Here is a 21211-nt window from a genome sequence, read left to right on the forward strand (position 1 = left end):
CGCCTCCACGACCGTGCACGGTACGCGATGCCGGCGGGGATGCCGAGCTCGCCGAGGACCCGCTCCAGCCGTCCAGGTCTAGCGGCCGAAGCCTCACATCGGGAAGATCGCCATGTCCCTGAGCATGCGCCAGCTCTCCAGGGCTTTGATCGAGTTGGCATACTCGCCCTTGGCGATCCAGTCGCCCAGCCGGCGCTTGCCCGCGTACTTCTTCAGCTGCCCGTTGAACTCCCCCACGTTGTAGTACACGTAGGTCCAGTAGACGAGCTCGTCCCGGGTCGGGGCGGCGTACCCGTAGGCCCTGACGTCGGCCAGGAACAACGCGCGGCGCCGCCTCAACATGGCGGCCTCCCCCTGCAGCCCCATCGTCAGGTTGGGGAACAGGGCCGATTCCACCAGCGTGCCCTTCTCGTTGCGCCTCGTGTCGAGCACGACCCTCCTCGGGTCGTAGGGCAGGAAGTTCCTGCCGGGCACCCTGGCGGCGTTCATGTCGAGGAAGAAGCGGTCGGTGCCGAGGTAGTCGTAGCCGAAGATCGGGCCGGTGACGCTGACGCTCCTGAGCTGCGCATCCGTCGGGTCGCCGCTCTTCCCCAGCCCGATCCGGTCGCGTACGTAGTCGACCAGCCCCTCCAGGAACGCGTAGGTGTAGAGCTGGTCCGCCGGCAGATCGGGCGTCGCGGCGGTGAAGACGGCATCGAGCACCTGCGGCGGGGTGTTCTTCAACCAGTACTTGGCCTGCGAGTTCGGGTACTTCTGGTTCAGCCTGGTCAAGAGGGTGGTGAAGGCGCCGAAGAACCGCCGCTCCCTGGCCAGGTAGGACGGGCTCCCGGCGCGCGCCCGATCGGCCACCAGCCCCGCCCACTGCGCCAGGACCGCCTCCGCGTCCGCCGCCCTGCCGAGAACGCCCAGCGCATGTGCGATCTTCACCCGCCCCGCGTTCAGGTTGAACGCCACGCTCCTGCCCCGCTTCACCTCGCTCAACGCGCTCCTGAGCACATCGACGTCGGCTTTCACACGGGCGTCCGGGACGAGGTACCGCCTCCTGGCCTGATCGATGACCTGCTCGCCCCGCGTCTGGACTCCCGCGACCGCCTCAGCGGCCGGCGCCGGGCTCCCGGCAAGGGCCACGGCACAGGCCAGGGCGGCGACGGCGAATCGCCGCCGTGAGTACGTATGCATGCCGGCTGCCTCCAGAGGTCGATGGGACCTCCTTGCTTATCGGCCGGGGTGTTGACCTGCCATGGCACGGCGTCCGTGGTCATGGGTGGACAAATCTCAATCTCATCGCGTCCAACGCCGCCCTGCCGGCGGGAGGCCACTGACATCTGCCCACGGTCGGACGCCCGCCTCCGCCCCTGGTCGTAGGTCGGCTCGCGCCTGCCGGCCAAGATGCGACCCGAGCCAGACGCGCCCGCACCGCACCGCCCGCCACCATGCTGCTGCACCCCTCTTCTCCAGCCGCAGCCGACAGGACGGGCACGAACCCATGAAGATCGCGACTCAGGGCCGCATCACCCGATGGCGGCAGGCCGGCGCGCAACGCCGGGCCGCCAACGCCGCAGCCAACCTGGACCGCCAACCCCCGTTCCCGGGACGGTGGGTGAGCGCCGTCTCGCTGATCGGCGGCCCCCTTCTGATCATGACCGGGACCCTCCTGCGCTCCCCCTTCTACTACTTCGTCCCGCACCAGCTCACCGCCTACGCCCAACACCCCGCCCTCGTCATGGCCGCCTACACCTGCTTCGCCGCGGGTTTCGTACTGTTATGGCCGGCGGTCATGACGCTGGCGCAACGGATCGCCGCCACCAGCCCGCTGTGGGGGCTGTGGGGCGGTTGCCTGGTGATCGTCGGCCTGTTCACCCGCACCTTCCAGTACGGCACCGATTACCTGGCCTTCCACCTGACCGACAGCTTCGGCCTGCAAGCCATGCTCAACGGCATCGACGACTACTACCGGGCGCGGCAGGAGACGAGCTGGCACCCGTTCAAGGCCATGTCGGGACCGGCGTTCTTCGGCTGGGTCGTGCTGGCCATCGGCGCCTACCGCTCCGGCGCCCTCGGCCTGGGCCGCTCGGTCGCGCTCGGCCTGATGTCGGCGCTCGCGCTCGGCACGCTCAAGGGCACCGAACCGCAGTCCTTCATCGCCGTGGGCGGCCTCTGCGTCGCCTTCATCCCCCTGGGCATCTCCCTGCTGCGCGGCGGCCCGCCACCGACCAGACGCGCCATGTTCTGGATCGCCGTCCTCATCCTCGTACACGTCCTCATGACGGCCTACGGGCCGAAGGGATGAGTGCCGGGAGATCACGGTGGCGGTTGCGAGCCATCGACTGTGGCTGCCACGGGCCGAGGTTGGATCATTTGCCGCCGGGAGCCGGCTCTTTGATCAGGCCGCGGAAGGCCGCCCCCCACCTCTGACGGGAAGCGGCCTCTCCGATGGGTTCCTCAGCAGTCACGAGCCGGGAGGCCGGTCAGGTGGTGATCGTCCTGCTCCCGCGCCCCACCCAAGTGCCGCGCTCGCCCCAGTACGAGCTGGCGGTCACAGTGATGCTGGTGTTCTCCGGGACGTAGCTGCTGTTCAGGTAGACGCACGTACCGCCCGGGTGGTCGTAGAAGTTGTTCTTGTCCGTGACGTTGACCGCCCGACCGCCGCCAGTGGGGGTAACCGTCGTCCTGATCTGGCGGCCGCCCTCCGAGTCGTACGCCCGCACGCAGAACTTGTTCGTGCTGTCCCTGTAGGAGATCACGCCGTCGCTGAAAGTCCACGAGAGGTCGCTCGCCATCGCCGGCTGCGCCATCGCGACACTTGACGCGACCAGGGCAGCGCTGACCACAGCGGCCTTGAACGGATTCTTCATTCGGATTTCCTTCCGTCCGGGTGGATCCGGTCACCACCCGGAACGGAGCCTGCGGCAAGGCCGAGCCCGGCGAAAGACGTCCGGAGCACAGTTCGCCGGCTGTCCGCGCAAACGTAGATCGCCGTCCGACGGCTCGTCGAAAAACTAGCCGCCGACTAGCGGCGCCTCAGCGCCCCGCTAGCGCGGCGGCCACGCCGCGAGGCCCCTTGCCGGGAGTCAGGCCACACGGGACGATCGCCCTCACCCAGCAGCCCGATCCTGGCACCTCGTCGGGTCCGCGTCGCCGGCTCCCGCCCGGCGCAGTCACTCCGTCGGTCACCCGGCAACGCGAGAGGCCGCAAGCGCGCCTTCGACTCGGGCGAGGCCTTCATAGGAGCGGATGACCGGATTTCCCAGCACAGCCGGGCGGCCCTGCACGTCAGGCATTCAGCGATCTCTGCACGGCGGCGTCCACCAGCTCGTGAATCTCCTGCTCGGTGAAGATGTCGGGCAGCGTCAGCCGCTCCACGATGAGCCAGTTCAGAGCGAGGTAGAGAAGAACCACCGAGGTCGAGTCGCCGGGCAGACCCGAGGCGGCGTGGTGGCCGATGTTGGCGTCGATGTCCTCCCGGATGCGCTTGGTCAGCACGGCGCGCAGCTCGGGACGCCGAGTGGACTCAAGCCGGAGCTCGAGCAGGGCCAGGTAGCCGGAGTTGAAGGCGGAGACCCGGTCCACCAGTTCGTGCATGAGCTCGGCATAGCGGGTCTGGTCCTGCACGCCCTCCCGGCTGCGGGCGATCGTGGCCTCGTCGGGCAGCAGCCGCTCATAGATACGCCCGCCGACCTGGGTGAACAGGTCGTCCCGGTTGGCGAAGTAGTTGGAGGCCGTACCCGGGGGCACGGCCGCCTCCGCGTCGACGGCCCGGAAGGTCAGCCCCCGCGCCCCCTCCCTGGCCAGCACCTCGATGGCCGCGTCGATCAGCGCCTGCCGCCGCTCGGGATTTCTCCGCACTTGACACCACTCCGTCTGTAGTACTACGTTTTGACCACTCCAAACAGAGTACTACATCGGGAGTTGACCGATATGCGAAAGCTTGTCTACTACGTCGCCGTCTCGCTCGACGGCTACATCGCGGGCCCCAACGCCGAGTTCGACTTCTACCCCGTGTCGGACCAGATGGCCGCCTGGATCAACGACCGCTACCCCGAGACGCTCCCCACCCACGTCCGCAAGCTTGTCGGCCTCGAGGGCGTGCCCAACAAGGTCTTCGACACGCTGGTGATGGGCCGCGGCACCTACGAGCCGGCCCTGGACGTCCCCACCACCAGCCCGTACTCCCACCTGCGCCAGTACGTCGTCTCCAGCACGCTGACGATCGACGACCCCACGGTGCAGGTGGAGAGCGGCGACCCGATCGAGCTCATCCGGCGGCTGAAGGCCGAGGACACCGGCATGGACGTCTACCTCTGCGGCGGCGGCAGACTCGCCGCCTCCCTGCTCCCGGAGATCGACGAGATCATCCTCAAGAGCTACCCCGTGGTGGCGGGCACGGGCATCCCCATGTTCTCCGGACACTTCCGCCCCACTCTGTTCACCCCCACCCGGCGCGAGTCCTTCGACAACGGCGCCCAGGTCACCTGGCTCACCAGGGCTTAGAACCGCAGGAGGAAGCATGCATATCAAACTCTCAGCCTTGAACAACCAGTCCAAGACCGACCGCCAGGCCCGATCGCCGCACCGGGACGAACACCCGGTGCGCGACCTCAAGCCCACGGGCCGGACCCATCCCTCCCGCCGCCCGACCGCCGCCCCTCGCCGCAGCGGGTACTGAGCGGGTCACCGCTCCATCCCCCACCACGACGAAGATCCCGTCAATTTCGGTCCGGCCGTCTGAGAAACGGCCTGGGTGAGGTGTTCACGAGCCGGTCTGAACCGGCCCAGCGGGGTTTGGTGAGTGACCAAAGCGACACCACCATGAGCACAGCGGTCAGTCCGCCGCAGGTCATCACGGTGGAGACCGAGAAGGAGTCGACCACGCGGCCGCCGAGGAACGCGCCGAGGGCGAAGGTCGCCTGGAAGGAGGAGGTGAAGACGACCGTGGCAGCTTCGGGCGCGTGAGGGGCGGCGGTGAGGAACGACGCCTGCGAGGCGACGGGCACTCCTCCGTAGGCCAGGCCCCAGATCACGAGCAACACCACGGCGCCGACGGTCGTGCCGCCTACCGAGGGCAGCAGCAAGGTGGTGGCCGCGATCAGGCAACCGCAGGTCACGAAAGCGGCGCACAGGCGCGTGGCGGTGACCTTGCCGGCCAGGAAGTTGCCGGCGATTCCGGCGATGCCGTACGCCAGCAGGACGGCGCTCACGGCAGTGGGAGGCAGGCCGGTGACGTCCTGGAGGAAGGGTGTGACGTAGGTGTAGGTGCCGAAATGGGCCGCGACGACGAAAAAGGTGGCCGGCAGGGCGATGGCGGCCCCCGGCTGCGTAGCAGGTCGATCAGGACGCGCGGGCTGGTGACCCGGTGGGCGGGCAGCGGCGGCAGCAGCATCAGCAGGGCGGCCAGCCCGGCCCCGATCGACCAGAAGCCGCCGATGGTGAGGCCGGCGAGCACCCTGGAGATCAGCATGACCCAGTAGGAGGTCGCCACTGCGGCCAGCACGTCGGCCACGGCGAGCACCGCCATGAGGACGCACAGCATCCCGCGGCGGTCCAGGCGCGCGGTGGCCAGTGTGACGGCGGGTGCGGCGACCGCGGCGACAACGCCGGGCAGGGTCATGGTCAGCCCTGTGGTGCCGTCGGAGATGCCGAAGTCGGCGCCGATGTCGGTCAGCAATGATCGCTTCCCGGATCGGAGGTGATCGCTTCCCGCGGAGGAAACCGTCGGGCCCGGGCGCCGGCCGGCCATCTCACGCCTGGCCGGCCACCGCGACACCACCGTCACCGAGACCGTCTACCGCAAGCAGCTCCGCCCCGCCATCCTCGACGGCGCAGAGGCCATGGACCGGATCTCCGACCCTCTCGCCCCGCATCGTCCGGTTCCAGCCTCGTCCGGTGCCGGAACTCCAGAATGCGCATACTTCCCATCACGGGAAGTGGCCTTCGGTCGCTAGAGTTGAAGCTCCTGCGGAATCCCGTCCGCCTGGGGAATTGAGGAGCACTGATGTCCACAACGATGACCGGAGCTTCCGTTCGCCCCTTGGTGACCGCAGTCGCAGGCTTGTAACGCCGCGCGTGTAAGCAGCGAAGTCAGCACACATCCCGGTCGCCGGGGCGAGGTGACACGTGTCACCGGCCCTTGGCGCTGTCTGGCGCCTCCGTTCGCCCTTCCGGGAGTTCTGCTGTGTCCGCTCGTCATTCTTCACTGCTCCGTGTACGTGCCCTGGTCGAACGCCTGATCGCTGCCCCGTTCGGCAGGAGACCTCAACGGCCGAGGTCAGCTCCGCCTGCTCCGAACTCCGCTGATCAGACCGTCAACCGGAATGTCCGCCTGCTGAGCTGGTTCAACTTCTTCGGCGACTTCCGCATGTACGGGCCGATCATGGTCATCTACTTCGCGCAGGTCACCGGTTCGTACACCGCTGCCGCCAGCCTTCTGGCGGTGAAGATGCTGTCTTCGGCAGCGTTCGAAGTCCCTACCGGGGTGCTCTCCGACCGCCTCGGCCGACGCGGCACGATGATCGCCGGTGCCGTCGTCATGGTGGCCGCCCATCTCGGGTACGCCGGCGCTTCGGGCTACGGCCTCCTCCTGGCAGCTGTTGTGCTGGAGGGACTGGCGACCTCACTGTGGAGCGGCAACAACGAGTCCCTGCTCTACGACACGTTGCTCGAAGCCGGCCGGGAGGAGGAGTTCCCCCGGCACTCGGGCCGGGTGAACTCGATGTTCCAGATCGCGCTCGCACTGGCGGCAGCCGTAGGTGGCGTGGTCGCCGGCGCCTGGTCGCTGCGCGTGGTGGTCGCGCTGTCGGTCGTGCCGCAGGTGCTGTGCGTGCTCCTCGCCTTGCGGGTCCGGGAACCGCGGGTGCACGGCCCGCTGGAATCGAACGCGCTGGTGCATCTCGGATCGGCCCTGCGCGGCATCCGCCGCAATCCGGTGCTCCGCCGGATGACTCTGGTGTCGGCGCTTCGTTACAGCGGCGAAAGCGCGGCCCAGTTGTCGCCTGTCTTCGTGGCAGGGCTGTGGCCGCTCTGGGCGCTGGGCCTGTGGCGCACCTTCGGCCATGGTGTGGCCTTCGTCGGCTTCCGCGTCAGTGGTTGGGTGATCGGCCGGGTGGGCGCGGCCCGCACTCTGCTGTTCGGTGAGCTGTTCGACAACGTGGCGAACGTCGTGGCGCTGGTCAAGCCGACGGTGTTCTCGCCCGTGCTGCTCGGGTCACCGGCCTACGGCATGTCGACCATCGCCCAGCAGACGTTGCTGCAGCGCGAGTTCACCGACCGGGAACGCGCGACGATGGGTTCGCTCGCGTCTCTGCTCGGCAGCGTGCTCTACGCGCTCGTCGCCCTGGGAGCCGGCCTGGTGGCAGACCGTTGGGGCATCGTTCCGGCGCTGCTCGTGATCCAGGCGGTGGTGCTGATCGCACTTCCGCTCGCCTGGTGGGTGCACGCGCACGCTTCTCGCTCCCCGCGGGCGCTGGGACGGTGACGGAATGAGCGCCTTCTCGGCCCCGGCCCCGAAGGCGCCGGAGGAAGCCGCGGACGTACCTGTCACCGGCGGCCCGGAGCAGGTGGCGGAACGCCTGCACGCCTATGCGGAGGCCGGAGCCGGCATGGTCGGGCTCAGCCTTGACCCCGAAGGACCGTAGGGAGTCGATCTGCGACGCCTCCGGGGATCTGCGTCCGACGTGGCGGCGGAAGCGGCCCGCGCACGCAACGACACGGCGACAGCGTGCCAACACCGGTGTGTTCCGGTAGGTTCGTGACCTGCCGCTCAGGAGATCACGAAGGAGGCCCTCCCACAGGTAACGGTCATGACCGATGAAACGCTGGTCCTGCCTACGGAGGGTTGTGCGATGGGGTTGGGGATCAAGATCTTGGGCCCGTGGGAGCTGACGGCGGACGGCGACGTGCTGCCGCTGACCGGCAGCCGGCGGGTCGGCCTGCTGACCCGGCTGGCGTCGAGCGTCGGCCGGGTGGTCACAACCGACCAGCTCCTCACCGATGTGTGGGGGGAGAGCCGGGCGGCGACGGCGCCGAAGCAGCTCCACATCGTGGTGTCGAAGCTTCGCGAGTTCCTTGCGCCTCGGGCGCTCGACGAGGTCATCGTGACCGCGCCGGGTGGATACTGCCTGGACGTGCCACCTGATCACGTCGATGCTCACCTGTTCATGAGGCTGGTACGCGAAGCGCGTGCCGGCCGGGCCAGGGGAGAGACCGTTACGGCGGACAGGTCGTTCCGTCAGGCGCTGGCCTTGTGGCGAGGAGAGGCCCTGGTGGGCATGTCGGCGGAGTGGGCCCAGATCGAGGCCACCCGCCTGACGGAGGAACGTCTCACCGCTCTGGAGGATCACGTCGATCTGCGGATGGCGGCGGGTGATCACCATGCGGTGATACCGGATCTGACCGTCCACATCGAGGCGCACCCGCTGCGGGAGAGGCCGCATGCGCAGCTGATGCTGGCGCTGTATCGCGCTGGACGGTCGTCGGAAGCGCTCGCGGTCTACCAGGAGACTCGCCGCGTCATGATCCAGGAGCTCGGCATCGAGCCGAGTGCCGAGCTGCGCCGGCTCCAGCAGGCGGTGCTCACTCACGATCCCGTCCTCGATCTGACCACTCCGGCGCAGGATGTCACGCTCGGCGACGCCGTCGTCCCGGCCGAGCTGCCCGCCGACACCCGCGCCTTCACCGCCCGCGATGTCGAGCTCGCCTGGCTCGACAAGGCGCTCACCGCCTCGGATGCCGGCACGCCGGCGATCGTCGCCATCGGCGGTCCCGGCGGGATCGGCAAATCCGCGCTGGCCGTACACCTGGCGCACGCCGTCGCCGACCGCTACACCGACGGTGTTCTCTACATCGACCTGCACGGCGCCACCGAAGGCCTCCCGCCGCTGTCGCCGCTCGAGGCGCTCGGCCGGCTCTTACGCTCGCTCGGCCTGGACGGCTCCGCCGTACCGACCACGGTCGACGAGGCAGCGGCCCGCTACCGATCCCTCACCTCGGCGCGGCACGTGCTGATCATCCTCGACAACGCCCTCGACACCCGCCAGGTCCGCCCGCTCATTCCCGCCGGGCCGGGGTGCGCGGTCGTCATCACGAGCCGGCAGGTTCTCACCTCGGTCGACGGGGCGAGCCAGCTGAACCTACCCGGGCTCGACCCGGCCGAATCCACCGCGCTGCTGGCCCGGATCGCCGGCCCCGGCCGGGTCCACGCCGAGCCGGAGGCCGCCGGGCGGATCGTCCGGCTCTGCGGGGGCCTGCCCCTTGCCCTGCGCATCGCGGCGGCACGTCTGGCCGCCCGCCCCGACTGGACGCTGTCCTACCTCGCCGACAGGCTCGCCGACGCCACCCGCCGCCTGGACACCCTGGAGCATGCCGACCTGGCCGTACGCGCCGGCATCGCCGTCAGCCTCCATCACCTCCAGGAGGAGCCCGCCGGCCAGGACGCCGCCCACCTGTTCGCCCTGCTCGGCCTCCTCGACACGCCCACCCACACCTCGGCGGCCACCACCGCTCTCGCTGATCGGCCCGAGCGCACGGTGGCGGACGCGCTGGACCGCCTCCTGGATGCCCGGCTGCTCGAATCGGCGGGGCCGGGCCGCTACCGGATGCACGACCTCGTCCGCCTCTACGCCCGCGAACAAGCGGACGACATCGTCCAGGAGAACGATCGGGTCGCCGCCACCCGCCGCGCGTTGCACCATTACCTCGCCACAGCCAGAACGGCCAGCCTTCTGCTCGATCCCACCTCCCCCATCGTCCGAGATCTTCGCGCCGACCAGCCGGGCCTTCGCCTGGACACACCGCAGGAGGCGATCGACTGGATCGAGCTGGAGCGCGACAACCTCATCGCCGTCGCCCGGCAGGCCGCCACCCGCACCGACGACCCCGGCACAGTGGAAGGCCTCGCCGCCAGCCTCAACAGACCCTTCAGCCACAGAGGCTGGCTCGCCGATCTGACCGAGATCCACCACCACGCCTTGCGCGTGGCCGCCCGGACCGGCGACTGGGCGGGCCAAGCCCGCGGACACAACCATCTGGGCCTCATCCACAAGAACCAGGGTCGCTTCGAGCTTGCGGTCGAGCAGTTCGAGCGTGCCCTCGCGTGCTGGGATCGAGCGGGTCTGCCCCTGCGTAAGGCGGGCGCCCTGCACAATCTCGGCACGACCTACGGCAAGCTGGGGCGGTTCGACGAGGCGCTCGCCACCCAGGACGAGGCGACAGCGGCAGCGACAGCCAGTGGCCTGCGCGACTACCAGGCGATGATCCTCAACGGCCGGGCCGCGGTGCTGATCAGAATGGGCCGGCTGGACGACGCGATCGACGCCAGCCTGCGAAGCCTGGAGATCTGGGCGGAGTTCGACAATCCCTACGGCGAGGGAACGGCGACCGACACGCTGGCCGACGCCTACCGACGCGCCGGCAGGCTCGTCGAGGCCGAGGCTGGATACAGGAGGGCGGCCCACCTCCACCACAAGGCCGGTGCCCGCGCGCTGGAGGCCGGTACTCTGTGGGGACTCGGCGACACCCTGCACGATCTCGGACGGCAGGACGAGGCGCGGCAGCTCTGGCACCAGTCGGCCCGGATTCTGTGCGACCTCCATCTCCTCACCGAGGAGGAGCTGGAGGTCCTGCTCGCCCAGGACCTCCCCCAAGCTCCCGACCCCGTCAAGCACCTGAGCGCGGGAGCGCGCTGATCAGACCGATGGTCGCCCGGAATGGGGCAACGGTGCGGGTCAGAGGTTCGGACCGAGATGGCTGCGGCGTTCTTCCGCGGTCAGCTCGCGGGTACGGCGGGATCTGGCCAGTTCGAGCACCGTTCCGGCCGGGCCGCACACCTCGCAGGAGCGGGTCCGGACGAGGCTGCCGCCCAGACCGGTCACCAGCGAGCGACCGAGGAAGATCTGCGGGCTCAACCCCCTGACGATCCGCGTACCGTCGGGGCTGAACGCCGCGAGACCGCCGGTCGCGCCCCAGCCGGTCAACTCCAGCGGTTCGCCGCCGCCTGCCGCCCGCCAGAGCCGCAGATGACCCGCGGGTTCGTTGGTGACCAGCCAGGTGCCGTCAGGGCTGAAGTTCACTTCGCGGACGGTGTTCTCGGCGCCGTACAGCACGTTCGCAGGCTCGCCGCGGCCGTCGGTGTCCCAGAGCCGGATGGCGCCGTCCGCGGCCGCGGCGGCCAGCCGCAGCCCGTCCGGGCTGAAGGCGAGGCCCGTGATGTCCTCCACATGGCCGCGGAGAATCTTCGGCTCGCTCTTGCCGGTCAGGTCCCAGACGACGACGGTGTGGTCGTCACGGGCGTCGGCCAGCTTCATGCCGTCCGCGCTGATTGCCACGTCGCCGTCGGCGCGGCCGGTGGGCCGGGTCTGCCAGCCGGTGAGCGCTGTCAACCCGCCGGACGGGGAGATCTGCCACACCTGCGGTTCGGTGCCGGAACCGCCCGCGACGATCCGCTTCCCGTCGGCGCTGAACGCCAGGCCGATCGGGAGGCCGCGGAAGGGCGCGGGTGTGGTGACCGGCGCGCTGCCGGTGGTGAGGTCCCACAGGCTGAGGGTCCCGGCCCGGCCGATGCCCGCCATCCGCCGGCCGTCAGGGCTCAGCGCGACGAGGTAGCCGGTGTCACGCGGGCCGCGCACCTCCGCCGGGGCCGCGCCGCGCCATATCTTGATACGGACGTCCCGCGGGCTGACGAGCGAGGTCGGCCCCGCGCTGACCGCCACCGTGCTCGTGTCAGCGCTGAGCGCCAGGGGCCTGCCCTCGCTCCGCGCCGGGTCGCCCGCCGTGACGTCCCACGTCCGCAGAGTGCCGTCCGCATCGACGCTGACCAATGACTTCCCGTCCGGGGTGAACGCCGCCCCGCGCGGATTCCCCTTCGGGCTGCGCAACACCAGCGGGTCGGCGTCGCTGCCCGTCGTCCAGACGCGGATCACGCCGTCGGCGCCGAAGGTCGCCATACGATCCCCGGCCGCGGTGAACACCAGGCCGTTCAGCTTCGGGGCGTGGCCGGCCAGCTCGACCTGCGGGATCCAGTCGCCGGCCGGCGCCTCCGTCGCGTCCCAGACACGGGGAACGTCGCCTTCGACGGTCGCGACCCATGGTCCACGCGGGCTGAAGGCCGCCTGCTCCGGCTCGCCGCGCGTGGCCGCGCGCTGCAGCACGGGCCGGTCCCGGGTCATGTCCCACAGTCGCAGCGGCGATCCGTTGCCCCCGGTGGCGAGCAGCCGGCCGCTGGGGCTGAACGCGACGCTCCTGACCGCGCGGCCGGGGACGCTGAGCTTGACGGGCTTGGAACGTCCCGGCTTCCACACGCGCACGCCGTCGCTGTGCGCGCTCGCCACCGTACCGTCCCGGCTGACGCTGACGCCGTGGACGCCACCGTCAACGGTCCCCAGGACCACGGGCGGACCGCTTGACGCCAGGTCCCACAGCACCAGCTCTCCTCCGGAGCCTCCGGTGACGAGCTGCCGGCCGTCGCCGCTGAACGCGGCGCTCTGGATACCGTCCGTCCGATCCGCCTGGAGCACATGGCCGGCCGGGCGCGGTGCGGTACCGTCCAGGCTCCAGATCTCCAGGCTGGCCGGGCCCGACCCGGCGCCCCAGATAGCGATCTTCCGGCCGTCCGGGGTGGCCGTCGTTCCTGTGACCCTGCGCAGGCCGACCGGGGTGGAGCCGCGCAGCCGGGAGTCCGCAGTGGCCTGGCGGAGCACGAGGTCGGCCTCCGGGGTCGGCTCCGCCTCGTACGCCTCGATCGCCAGCAGCAACGCCAGTTCCGGGTCCTGCTGGAGCTGGCGGCGTGCTTCGGCGGCCAGCCGTACGGAGGCGGCGCGGTCGCGCTCGACGTCCCTGTCGCCCGCCTGGACCAGGACGAGCGCGGCCAGCACGATGACCGCGGCGGCGGCGACCGGCAGCCCGCCGAAGACGAGACGGGTCCGGCGGCGGGCTCGGTCGCGCTTGGCCGCGCTCGAGCGGCAGGCCGCCAGGAAGGTCCGCTCCAGCTCGTTCAGCGGCACGAAGCTCGCCTCGCCGTCCCAGAGGGCGAGGCGAGTGCCGCGGTACAGGTAGTCCTCGCCACGCCCGTTGCGGTCCCACTCGGCCGCGTCAGACGTGAGCCGCTGGTGCCGCAGAAGGGTCTCACGGTCCGCGGTGAGCCATTCCCGCAGCCGGGGCCAGCCGGTGAGGAGCGCTTCGTGCGCGATGTCGACCAGGTCCTGGTCCACGACGACGAGCCTGGCGGCGGCGAGCCGGTCGAGGACGGCGTCCAGCTCGCCGGCGGGTCCGATGCCGGCGAGCTCGTCCCGGTCGAGACCGCGGCGGGTGTCGGAGCTGCCCGAGCCCAGGGCGACGAGCCGCAGCAGCACGGCGCGGAGCAACTGCTGCTGGTCGGCTTCCAGATCGGCGTACAGGTGCTCGGCGGTCCGCGCGATCGCGCCGGACACGCCACCCACGGCCCGGTAGTCCGCCAGCGCCAGCGTGTCTCCCTGCTGCCTGCTCCACGTTTCGCGCAGCGCGTGCGCGACCATCGGGAGCGCCCCCTTCTGCTCGGCGGCCTCGGCCACCACGGTGACCACCAGATCCGGGTCCACGCTCAGCCCCGCCCGGGCGGCGGGTTCGGTGATGATGGCGCGCAGCTCCTGCTCGGACATGGGGCCGACCGGCAGGTGAACGCTGTCGAGGAGGGCCGCGGCCAGACCGGCATGCGACATGCAGCGCTCGTAGAAGTCGGTGCGGATCCCGATCACCAGCGCCGGGCCGTCCTGACCGCTGACGAGCTCGCTCAGCGCGTCGAGGAAGCCGGCGCGTTCCGGCTCGTCGGCGCAGAGCGTGAACGTCTCCTCGAACTGGTCGATGATCATCACGTCGGCGCCGTCAGCGTCGGAGGCGTGCAACCGGGACAGCGGGTGCGCACCCGGGGTGAGCAGCGTGACGGTAGTTCCGCCGGCGGTCAGCCGCGCGGCCAGCCCGGCCCTCAGCAACGAGGACTTGCCGCTGCCGGTGGCCCCGCGGACCACCGTCAGCGGTCCCTGCTTCACGGCCTTCAGCAGGACCTCGAGAAGGTCGTCCCGGCCGAAGAACAGGTCGGCGGCGTCGACGTCCAGCGGAAGCAGGCCGGGGTAGGGGCAACGGCGCTGCGACCGTTCGAGTTCGGCCGCGACCAGCTGCCACTTCCGCTCCCATTCGGCGGGGTCGCCACCGCAGGCGACGGCGTACGCCAGCGTCGCCTCAAGAGTGGGGAGCCGCGTCCCGGTGGCCGCCTCGGCGAGGGTGCTCCGCGAGAAATGCGCGCGCTCCGCGAGTACGCGGTAGCTCGGTCGCCCGGCCTCGTCCCTGAGCCGGCGCAATTCCCAGGCGAGCCTTTCGACGGGACCGGCCAACGGATCCACCGGCTGCTCGGGCCGCCCCAATGTGCACTCACCTCTTGTTGTCCGGAGTCTTCGCCGCGTTGTCCTGAACCCACGGAGGGCTATTTCGGACATCCCTGGGCCGCCTTAGACCTTAGATCTCCAGCACGACAAGAGGGGGCAAATAATGAGATTTCACGTACTGGAATCCTTGGAGATCCACACGGGGGATGGAGCCGTCGACGCCCACGTGAACCGGGCCGGGCTCCTGTGCGGCATGGGCGACAGGGTCTACGTCCGGCGCGGCGTCGAGGCCGGCCTGACGCTCGCGCCGTCCGATCCCCGCCTGCTGCGCCTGCGCGACCGGCCAATGGGCCGAGTCCCGGGCCGGCTCCTGGCCGAGGACAACGACATTCCGGCCGTCAAGGCGGCCCTGTCAGCCGCGGTCGCAGCCGATTGCAGGCCGGCCGAGGCGGGAGCGTTCCGCGATGCGTCGGCCGACCAGGACGGAGACCTGGACGCCCCCGTCCAGTTCTTCGACGTCCACGCGGACGTTGCCGCGGTCGCAGACCACCCCGGAGAAGGGCGGAGGCCGGCCGGGCGGCCCGGTCGTGGTCGTTCAGCACCTCGGTCGAACGCCCGAGGTACCGGTGGAGGGCAGCACGCTCGAAACAGGCGCGTGACTTCTTCGGGTCGACGGTGACGACCGCGGTGTAGTCGCCGATGGCCTTCTCGTGGCCGCCGGACCGAGTTCGGGCAGCGGCCTGGCGCATGAGCATCTGGCGTCCACGGAGATGGCTCGGAAAACACGGGATCCCGTCCGATCAGATGATCGGACGGGATCCCGTCAACCTCAGTCCGGCCGTTCCAAGAACGGCCCTGGGTGGGGTGTTCACGAATGGGGTTGGCCTGGGGCGGAGTAGGTACTCAGAAGATCGAAGTGATCGTTTCCCGCACTGGATGCAGGCCCGTGTTGCGTGCTCGCCGCTCAGTGCTTCAGCTTGTCGAAGGCGATGGTCTGAGCGGCAGGCGGAGGCTTGATGGTGAGCTTCATTCCCCAGTCCGAGTAGCGGACATCTTCGACGAAGCCCAGCCAGCCCTGGCCCAAGGTGACGCCCTTCAACTCATCTCCTTCCGGCTGACGCCACTTGGACCAGGCACGGCGTACGAGGCCGTCCTTGCCGATCCACAGCCGCCAATCGATTTCCCAGTCGGCGTGTTCATCCTGCACAGAGCCGCCGCGCAGCTCCGGCCGGACATTCCACAGCTGACGGAACGAGATCGATCCTTCGTGGAGAGTCGTGGGCGATCCGTCGTAGGTGTCCGAGGCCTTGGTGGTCGTCGTGGTCGCCAGCACGGCTGCGAGCACGGCCGGCTTGTCCAACCGCAGGTATCCCGTCTCCAGGCGCAATACGCAGGGATCCTTGATGGCGACCCACCTCTTGCCCTTCGGCCGCTTCGCTTTCGGGTCGTACTCCCAAAGGCGTTCGCCGATGCAAATAACGCGAACGCCTGCCTCCCCCAGTTGGTGGTGCCAGAGGTCAGTCGCCGCCACTTTGCCGTCACCGAATCCGACGACACCCTTCGTCGGCTTAAAGCGCTCCCAGCCTAAGATCGGGTCCGAGTTGAACGTGCTGTATTGGGTGATCCGCACGCCGTGTCCTTTGACGAGCTGGCGCTGGATCGCCGCGACCGGGTCGCCGGCCTTAGTCGCGCCGACGGCGGGGGCGCCGGGGAGTGCTAACCCTGTCACGGTGAGCGTCACGACCGTCGTCCATCGCCTCATCAAGTGATGCTTCTCCTCGCGTCGGGTCCGGTACTCCCGTCGACACGGGCCGAAGTGGCGATCTTCGCATGCCTTGATCTCGCCGCGATCACAGCAGCGCCCGGCCGCCATCGAGATCACAGGTCCACCGTTGTCAGTGGATCGCCCACTCGTTTCTCGGGATCCGCTCGTGGTCGTCGGCCCATGCCTCGTTGAGGAAGAGCGGCCGGGTCAGGAGTCGATCGTCGGCACGTTGCACGCGCAGGATGAACCCGAGGTCCACTGATCCAGGCTCGTAGTTGCCCGCGTAGTAGAAGGGCAGTCCTTTCGCGGTGAGATAGTTCTCCAGCCACTCCTCCATCACCGATGGAACACGCGCCACCAGCTCAGTGCCGTCTAGAGTCACCTGCGGGCCGGTTCGCATGTCGATCGCGACACCGGCCAGGAGTTCGTGAACGTCGAAATACAACTGCACCCCCTCGTGCTTGAAATCAAGCTCGCTGCTGCGTCGCATCAGATCCTCCGGGGACCTGCCGAGCGCCCGCGCCACGTCGGCGTGGCTTGTCCCGAATCTCAGTGGTCCGACGCCCACCAGCGGTGCAAACTCCCACCGTTCCCGTTCCGCATCGTCCTTCACGTCCCACCAGCCCATGGTCTCTCCTCGTTTGCCGCTGTCCCGGCTGTCAACGTCGTTCCATCCAGCGGCAGGGATGGAGCTCGATGCCCACGTCGTATCCCGCCGAATTGGCCCAGGCGGAATGATCAGCCCGGCCGAGGCGGGCGCGGGCTTCCGATCCCGATCATCTTCACGGACCGTATGCTTCGCTGGCGGCGGCTCATTCCCATGCTGCACCAAGCGGTTTGGGATCTTACTGGGTCCACGGGCGCAGCACCGCCGTCGAGCCATCCGGCGGGTCTGTAGTCGCGAAGGCAGGAGCTGCACTTGGCTGTGAGGGGCCTGTTGCAGATGTGTCTCTTCACGCGAGCTGCAAAGCCGTCTACAGTTACGATTTGCAGGCGCTACGTGTCTCTTTGCAGTCGCAGGCTTTCCGCAGGTTACGCACGGCGCCAGTACGTGGAGGTCGGGCATGACGTTGGGCGAAGCATCGCTACTGGAGCAGCTGGCTGCGGACGAGGAGTCCGTCCGCGGGCAACTTGAGTCGTTGCGCGAGCAGGTGGGGGCCTGGAAGAGCGGCTGAGCGACCTTGCCACCGCCCGAAGGATAGTCGCGCCGATGCTGGCCAGGCTCCCGGCCCGAGCAAGCGCCTTCCGACAGAACGCCTGACGCCCCGACGCACACCTCGCCGAAGGAAGCGGCACCGGCGCCGAAACCGGTCACCGGGCTCGACAAGCAGGTCGTCGTGATCATGGCGAGTTCCGGGCGGACGATGCGCGCCAAGGAAGTGGCCCAAGCGCTGGGTGAGCCCGACGTGCGGGGGCGGGTGGAGACCACCCGGGCACGGCTCAAGCGGCTGTCTGCGCTCGGCTGGCTGACCCAGCACAAACCGGGCCTGTTCTCCATCGCCGCGGGCATCAATGGCCACGCGCTGGGGGGGAGTCGCCAACGACGAGGCATAGAGCAACAGACACATCGCAGGTCAGGCGCTCAACGACGGTCATGGGCGCCGGGCCGGACGAGCAGGGTGCCGCCGAGATTAGGCCCTCGGCGGCACCCGAGGTTGCGTGAGCACTCTCCAGGTCCTAACTGACAGTGTCTCGCGCACTCCCGAGAGTAACTCGAATGGGTCCTCTTGGGGAGGCGTCGAGTCTGGATTTCGCCTGCCCTGCGATCGGCAGGGCGGAGGCGGGAAGGATCGACGATGCCCTCACCAGGGCGAGAGGGGGTCCGGCGGGGGTCAGCTTCCGCCGGTCCCGGTTTGCGAAGCGGGCCACAGCCGGACGGCCAGGCCGGCCTCCAGTTGGGCGATGGTGGCCACATCCGGCCAGCAACGCCCGACGACCACGTCGTTGACGGTCTGCCGGTTAACCCCGCTAACCTCGGCCAGCCGGCGGAAACTCAGCCCTCGCTCGGCCATCACTGCTTGCAGAGCCGCGGCGATGGCCTGGACGACGGCGGCGGCCGGATGGCCGGACAGGTCCGCGTGGGGCCAGCTCTCCGGGTCGTCGGCCAACTCCCGGGGAGAGCGGGAACGCCCGCGTCCTCCGACCATAACAAACGACTCCTTTCGGTAGATGTCGTCGCCCTCCGTAACGGCAGGTTGTTCTGCCACTATGGATGGGGTGTGACTCTCGACGCGGAGACCTCGGCGAAGATCACCGGCTACCGGCCGCAGCAGGCCCCGCCGGAATGGGAACAGATTGCCGGGCATGTGCGGATGCTGGTCGCCGCCAGCGCCGACCGCTCCCCCTACTGCGTCGAGCGGCTGCTCACCGCGACCACCCGGCTGGCCGCGTGGTGTCACCGCTCCGGCCTGCCGGATGACCCGGAAGTGTGGCTGCGGCACGAGACGATCGACGCGTTCGTCCTGACCGGCTGCACCGATCTCGCCCCGAGTTCGGCGCAGACCTACCGCAGTTGGCTGCGGCACATGCGCGCCACGCTGGCCTGGCTGGAACGCGGTGAACAGGTGCCGCCGTCGATGAGGGCCCCCAAGACGGTCAGCCCGCCGTACTCGCCAGCCCAGCTCGGCCGCCTGCGCGGCTGGGCCGAACGCCTGCCCGGCCTGGCGCGCACCGACGCCCTGGTGTTGATGGCGCTGGCCTTCGGCTGCGGTCTGACCTCTGGGGAGGTGGCCGCAGTCCGGACCGGGCATCTGCGCCGCCTGGACTGCGGCGCGGTCGTGGTGACCGTCCCCGGAGCCGAGCGGTTGATCGTCTGCCGCGCAGCCTGGGAGGACGTCCTGGCGCGCGCCTCCGGCCAGCCTGGTGACCGGTTCGTGTTCCGCCCCGGGCGCGCCGCCCGGCACGCCAAGAACCTGTTCAGCTCCTGGACGGCCCGCCACACCCCGACCGGCGGCCTGCCCGCGCTGTCGGTGCGCCGGCTGCGCTCCTCCTGGATCGTCGAGCTGCTGACCGCCCGCATCGACCTGGGCGTGGTGGCCGACGCGGCCGGGATGAGCGCCTCCGCGCTGGCCCGCCATCAACATTTCGTCCCCGCCTTGGACGAGCCCACCGCGGTCGCGCTGCTGCGCGGCAGGCCCGACGAACAGGCCAGGTGAGTACGGCGAAGCCACGCGCCTGGCCGCCACGCACCACCCGAGCCCGAGCCACCCGGCCCCGGCCTCCTGCCAAGCAGACGGCACAGATCCCTGACGCCGTCGTCAGTCACTACGCCCGGCTGCTGGACGACTCCGGCATCATGCCGCTGATCGACGCCGAGCTCGGATCGAGGCCCGGCCCGCCCGGTCTGCCCATCGCCGCGGTGCTGACCTGCCTGCTGATGTCCATCAACCACACCGGCAAGGCCACTCTCGTCGAGGCCTGGCGGATCGCCGCGTTCTGTCTGAGCGCCGCCGCACGCCACCGGCTCGGCCTGCCCGACATCAACCCCGAAGACATCCACCAGGTGCTCGCCTCCTCCCGCCGCTTCTACCGGGCCTTCGACCGGCTGACCACCGTGCTGGATCCGGCCCGCCACGATCGGCGCGCCCGCCTGCCCCAGCATCAGGCCGACGCGCTGGCCACCGCCTGGGAGGACAACGACCCAGCACATTCGCGTAAGCGGGAACTGCTGCAGGACATCGTCACCGCGCTGGTGCTCACCCCGGTGCGCTGGGCCAAAGGCCGGGGCTACCTCCGCCACTTCCGCGGCGACGTCGGCATCGACACCACCGCCACCCCGGTCTTCGCCCGGCCACCCCGCGCCCGCCGCTCCACCGGCGAACTGATCGCCTCCACCGAGATCACCGCAGGCTGGCACCACTCGGCCGGAAACGGCCCACCCGAATACGGCTACAGCGCCACCCTCACCGTCGCCGCCCGCACCCTCTCTGTTTCCGGGTCTTTTCCGCAACTGGCGCTCGGCCTGGTCCTGGACACGCCAGGCAAACGCATCGGCGAAAACGCCATCACCACCCTCGAACCCCTGCCCACCCTCGGCTTGCCCGCAGCGTTCGCCGTCGTCGACCGCGCCTACACCGACCAGCAGCCCGGCCACTTCGCCCAACCCGCACGCGAACTCGGCTACCGACTTGCACTCGACTACAAAGTGGATCAACGAGGGGTGCAGGGCAGCGCCCACGGCGCCCTGCTCATCGACGGCTCCCTGGCCTGCCCGCTGATGCCCGACCGGCTCGCCCAGGCCACCACCGGTCTGGACGACGCCGCCATCCGCACTCCCTCGGACGAACTCACCGCGCTCATCAGCGCGCGAGAGCCGTACTTGCTGCGCCTCAAGCAGAGCCCGAACACCGATGGCACCGCCCGCTTCCAGTGCCCAGCAGCAGGCACCTCCCCATCGCTGACCTGCCCCCGCTTCGACCGCCTCCACCAGCGTGGACCCAACCGGCCCACCGCAGTCGACCTCACCGACACCCGACAACGAGCCGCCCACCCCGCGGCCAAACCTCGCATTCTTCCCCCACAGCCCGACCACAAGACCGGCGAACTGCCGAGGATCTGCCAACAGCACACCATCACCCTCCGCAAGGACGACCTCGGCCACCTCGACAAGTTCCGCCAGGATCTGCCCTACCTCAGCCCCTCGTGGCGAGGGACGTACTCCGCTGCCAGGGCGATGACGGAGGGGCTGAACGGCCGCCTCAAAGGCCACGACCTCGACCTGGCTGATCCGAAGAACCGACTCGCCCACGGCCGCGTCGCCCAGACCATCCTGGTCGCGTTGCTCGTCGCCGTCGCCAACGACCACTTCCTCGACCAGTGGCGCCACACCCACCAGCTCCCAGACGAGCCCGACACACCCGCCGACATCCTCCAGATCCCAGCAGAGCACATCGACCACACATCGCTCACGAGCCGCAGCAGGCCACCGCCCGTCCCATAACCCGCACTTCAGGTCACCTTGTCGCACCACCCAGCCCGGCGCCGGCATCGCCATGCCCAGCGACGCGAACTCCGACCTCCACCAGCGCCCTGACACCACCCGCGCCTTCCAGGACACCTGCTCCGCGGCTCCCATACCAGGACGAACCCAATTCGGAAACTC

Annotated in this window: 18 protein-coding genes; 9 read left to right on the forward strand and 9 right to left on the reverse strand. The window is 69.7% G+C overall.

Annotated features, from left to right (window positions below; all coding sequences use genetic code 11):
* Positions 1-93: 93 nt before the first annotated feature.
* Complete coding sequence (locus ACBJ32_RS42670; RefSeq protein ID WP_375131633.1) at positions 94-1179, reverse strand: hypothetical protein; 1086 nt, start codon at positions 1177-1179, stop codon at positions 94-96.
* Between the two features lie 307 nt (positions 1180-1486).
* Between ACBJ32_RS42670 and ACBJ32_RS42675 the strand changes: the two genes are divergently transcribed.
* Positions 1487-2290 (forward strand): hypothetical protein, encoded by an 804-nt coding sequence (locus ACBJ32_RS42675; protein WP_375131634.1) that lies wholly within the window; start codon positions 1487-1489, stop codon positions 2288-2290.
* A gap of 178 nt (positions 2291-2468) precedes the next feature.
* Here the strand turns inward: ACBJ32_RS42675 and ACBJ32_RS42680 are convergent, their stop codons facing one another.
* Both ACBJ32_RS42680 and ACBJ32_RS42685 read right to left on the reverse strand, forming a co-directional pair.
* Positions 2469-2855, reverse strand: a complete 387-nt coding sequence (locus ACBJ32_RS42680; protein WP_375131635.1) for a hypothetical protein — start codon at positions 2853-2855, stop codon at positions 2469-2471.
* 418 nt (positions 2856-3273) lie between these two features.
* Positions 3274-3846, reverse strand: coding sequence for a TetR/AcrR family transcriptional regulator (locus tag ACBJ32_RS42685; RefSeq protein WP_375131636.1), 573 nt, complete (start codon positions 3844-3846; stop codon positions 3274-3276).
* 72 nt (positions 3847-3918) lie between these two features.
* Between ACBJ32_RS42685 and ACBJ32_RS42690 the strand changes: the two genes are divergently transcribed.
* Positions 3919-4491, forward strand: a complete 573-nt coding sequence (locus tag ACBJ32_RS42690; RefSeq protein ID WP_375131637.1) for a dihydrofolate reductase family protein — start codon at positions 3919-3921, stop codon at positions 4489-4491.
* A gap of 37 nt (positions 4492-4528) precedes the next feature.
* Entirely contained in the window at positions 4529-4666 is a 138-nt protein-coding gene (locus ACBJ32_RS42695) for a hypothetical protein (protein ID WP_375131638.1), read from the forward strand.
* A gap of 40 nt (positions 4667-4706) precedes the next feature.
* On the opposite strand, the gene ACBJ32_RS42700 is transcribed toward ACBJ32_RS42695, so the two are convergent.
* Together ACBJ32_RS42700 and ACBJ32_RS42705 are read right to left on the reverse strand one after the other, a co-directional pair.
* On the reverse strand, positions 4707-5300 hold the full coding sequence (locus tag ACBJ32_RS42700; protein ID WP_375131664.1) for an MFS transporter: 594 nt from the start codon (positions 5298-5300) through the stop codon (positions 4707-4709).
* Positions 5195-5665, reverse strand: coding sequence for an MFS transporter (locus tag ACBJ32_RS42705; protein WP_375131639.1), 471 nt, complete (start codon positions 5663-5665; stop codon positions 5195-5197). Before ACBJ32_RS42705 ends, ACBJ32_RS42700 begins: the two co-directional genes overlap by 106 nt.
* Positions 5666-6172: 507 nt before the next feature.
* On the opposite strand from ACBJ32_RS42705, the gene ACBJ32_RS42710 reads away from it, so the two are divergent.
* The 3 genes from ACBJ32_RS42710 to ACBJ32_RS42720 all read left to right on the forward strand — a co-directional run bounded on the left by ACBJ32_RS42710 (position 6173) and on the right by ACBJ32_RS42720 (position 10679).
* Positions 6173-7471 (forward strand): MFS transporter, encoded by a 1299-nt coding sequence (locus ACBJ32_RS42710; RefSeq protein WP_375131640.1) that lies wholly within the window; start codon positions 6173-6175, stop codon positions 7469-7471.
* A 4-nt stretch (positions 7472-7475) separates the two neighbouring features.
* Positions 7476-7631, forward strand: a complete 156-nt coding sequence (locus ACBJ32_RS42715; RefSeq protein ID WP_375131641.1) for a hypothetical protein — start codon at positions 7476-7478, stop codon at positions 7629-7631.
* Positions 7632-7838: 207 nt separating this feature from the next.
* Positions 7839-10679 carry a BTAD domain-containing putative transcriptional regulator gene (locus ACBJ32_RS42720; RefSeq protein WP_375131642.1) on the forward strand — a complete coding sequence of 947 codons (2841 nt, stop codon included), beginning with the start codon at positions 7839-7841 and terminating at the stop codon, positions 10677-10679.
* Positions 10680-10718: 39 nt separating this feature from the next.
* Here the strand turns inward: ACBJ32_RS42720 and ACBJ32_RS42725 are convergent, their stop codons facing one another.
* Positions 10719-14354: a helix-turn-helix domain-containing protein gene (locus ACBJ32_RS42725; RefSeq protein ID WP_375131643.1), complete on the reverse strand. Its 3636-nt coding sequence runs from the start codon at positions 14352-14354 to the stop codon at positions 10719-10721.
* Between the two features lie 178 nt (positions 14355-14532).
* On the opposite strand from ACBJ32_RS42725, the gene ACBJ32_RS42730 reads away from it, so the two are divergent.
* Positions 14533-15024 carry a hypothetical protein gene (locus tag ACBJ32_RS42730; protein WP_375131644.1) on the forward strand — a complete coding sequence of 164 codons (492 nt, stop codon included), beginning with the start codon at positions 14533-14535 and terminating at the stop codon, positions 15022-15024.
* Between the two features lie 285 nt (positions 15025-15309).
* Here ACBJ32_RS42730 and ACBJ32_RS42735 read toward each other — a convergent pair whose 3' ends face one another.
* The 3 genes from ACBJ32_RS42735 to ACBJ32_RS42745 form a co-directional block, all read right to left on the reverse strand.
* The gene (locus ACBJ32_RS42735) at positions 15310-16227 is read right to left on the reverse strand and encodes a hypothetical protein (RefSeq protein WP_375131645.1); all 918 of its coding nucleotides are present in this window, start codon (positions 16225-16227) and stop codon (positions 15310-15312) included.
* A 13-nt stretch (positions 16228-16240) separates the two neighbouring features.
* On the reverse strand, positions 16241-16738 hold the full coding sequence (locus ACBJ32_RS42740) for a hypothetical protein (RefSeq protein WP_375131646.1): 498 nt from the start codon (positions 16736-16738) through the stop codon (positions 16241-16243).
* 1204 nt (positions 16739-17942) lie between these two features.
* Positions 17943-18218 carry a helix-turn-helix domain-containing protein gene (locus ACBJ32_RS42745; RefSeq protein WP_375131647.1) on the reverse strand — a complete coding sequence of 92 codons (276 nt, stop codon included), beginning with the start codon at positions 18216-18218 and terminating at the stop codon, positions 17943-17945.
* 111 nt (positions 18219-18329) lie between these two features.
* Between ACBJ32_RS42745 and ACBJ32_RS42750 the strand changes: the two genes are divergently transcribed.
* Complete coding sequence (locus ACBJ32_RS42750) at positions 18330-19265, forward strand: hypothetical protein (RefSeq protein ID WP_375131648.1); 936 nt, start codon at positions 18330-18332, stop codon at positions 19263-19265.
* Between the two features lie 140 nt (positions 19266-19405).
* The gene (locus tag ACBJ32_RS42755) at positions 19406-21049 is read left to right on the forward strand and encodes a hypothetical protein (RefSeq protein WP_375131649.1); all 1644 of its coding nucleotides are present in this window, start codon (positions 19406-19408) and stop codon (positions 21047-21049) included.
* Positions 21050-21211: the final 162 nt, after the last annotated feature.

This window comes from Nonomuraea sp. GTA35, assembly GCF_041950525.1.
Classification (GTDB): domain Bacteria; phylum Actinomycetota; class Actinomycetes; order Streptosporangiales; family Streptosporangiaceae; genus Nonomuraea.

What these genes read in the sequence shown, in the direction of transcription:
- ACBJ32_RS42670 (WP_375131633.1), bottom strand. Translation starts at nt 1,179, where the DNA reads ATGCATACGTACTCACGGCGGCGATTCGCCGTCGCCGCCCTGGCCTGT.
- ACBJ32_RS42675 (WP_375131634.1), top strand. Translation starts at nt 1,487, where the DNA reads ATGAAGATCGCGACTCAGGGCCGCATCACCCGATGGCGGCAGGCCGGC.
- ACBJ32_RS42680 (WP_375131635.1), bottom strand. Translation starts at nt 2,855, where the DNA reads ATGAAGAATCCGTTCAAGGCCGCTGTGGTCAGCGCTGCCCTGGTCGCG.
- ACBJ32_RS42690 (WP_375131637.1), top strand. Translation starts at nt 3,919, where the DNA reads ATGCGAAAGCTTGTCTACTACGTCGCCGTCTCGCTCGACGGCTACATC.
- ACBJ32_RS42715 (WP_375131641.1), top strand. Translation starts at nt 7,476, where the DNA reads ATGAGCGCCTTCTCGGCCCCGGCCCCGAAGGCGCCGGAGGAAGCCGCG.
- ACBJ32_RS42720 (WP_375131642.1), top strand. Translation starts at nt 7,839, where the DNA reads ATGGGGTTGGGGATCAAGATCTTGGGCCCGTGGGAGCTGACGGCGGAC.
- ACBJ32_RS42740 (WP_375131646.1), bottom strand. Translation starts at nt 16,738, where the DNA reads ATGGGCTGGTGGGACGTGAAGGACGATGCGGAACGGGAACGGTGGGAG.
- ACBJ32_RS42755 (WP_375131649.1), top strand. Translation starts at nt 19,406, where the DNA reads ATGCCGCTGATCGACGCCGAGCTCGGATCGAGGCCCGGCCCGCCCGGT.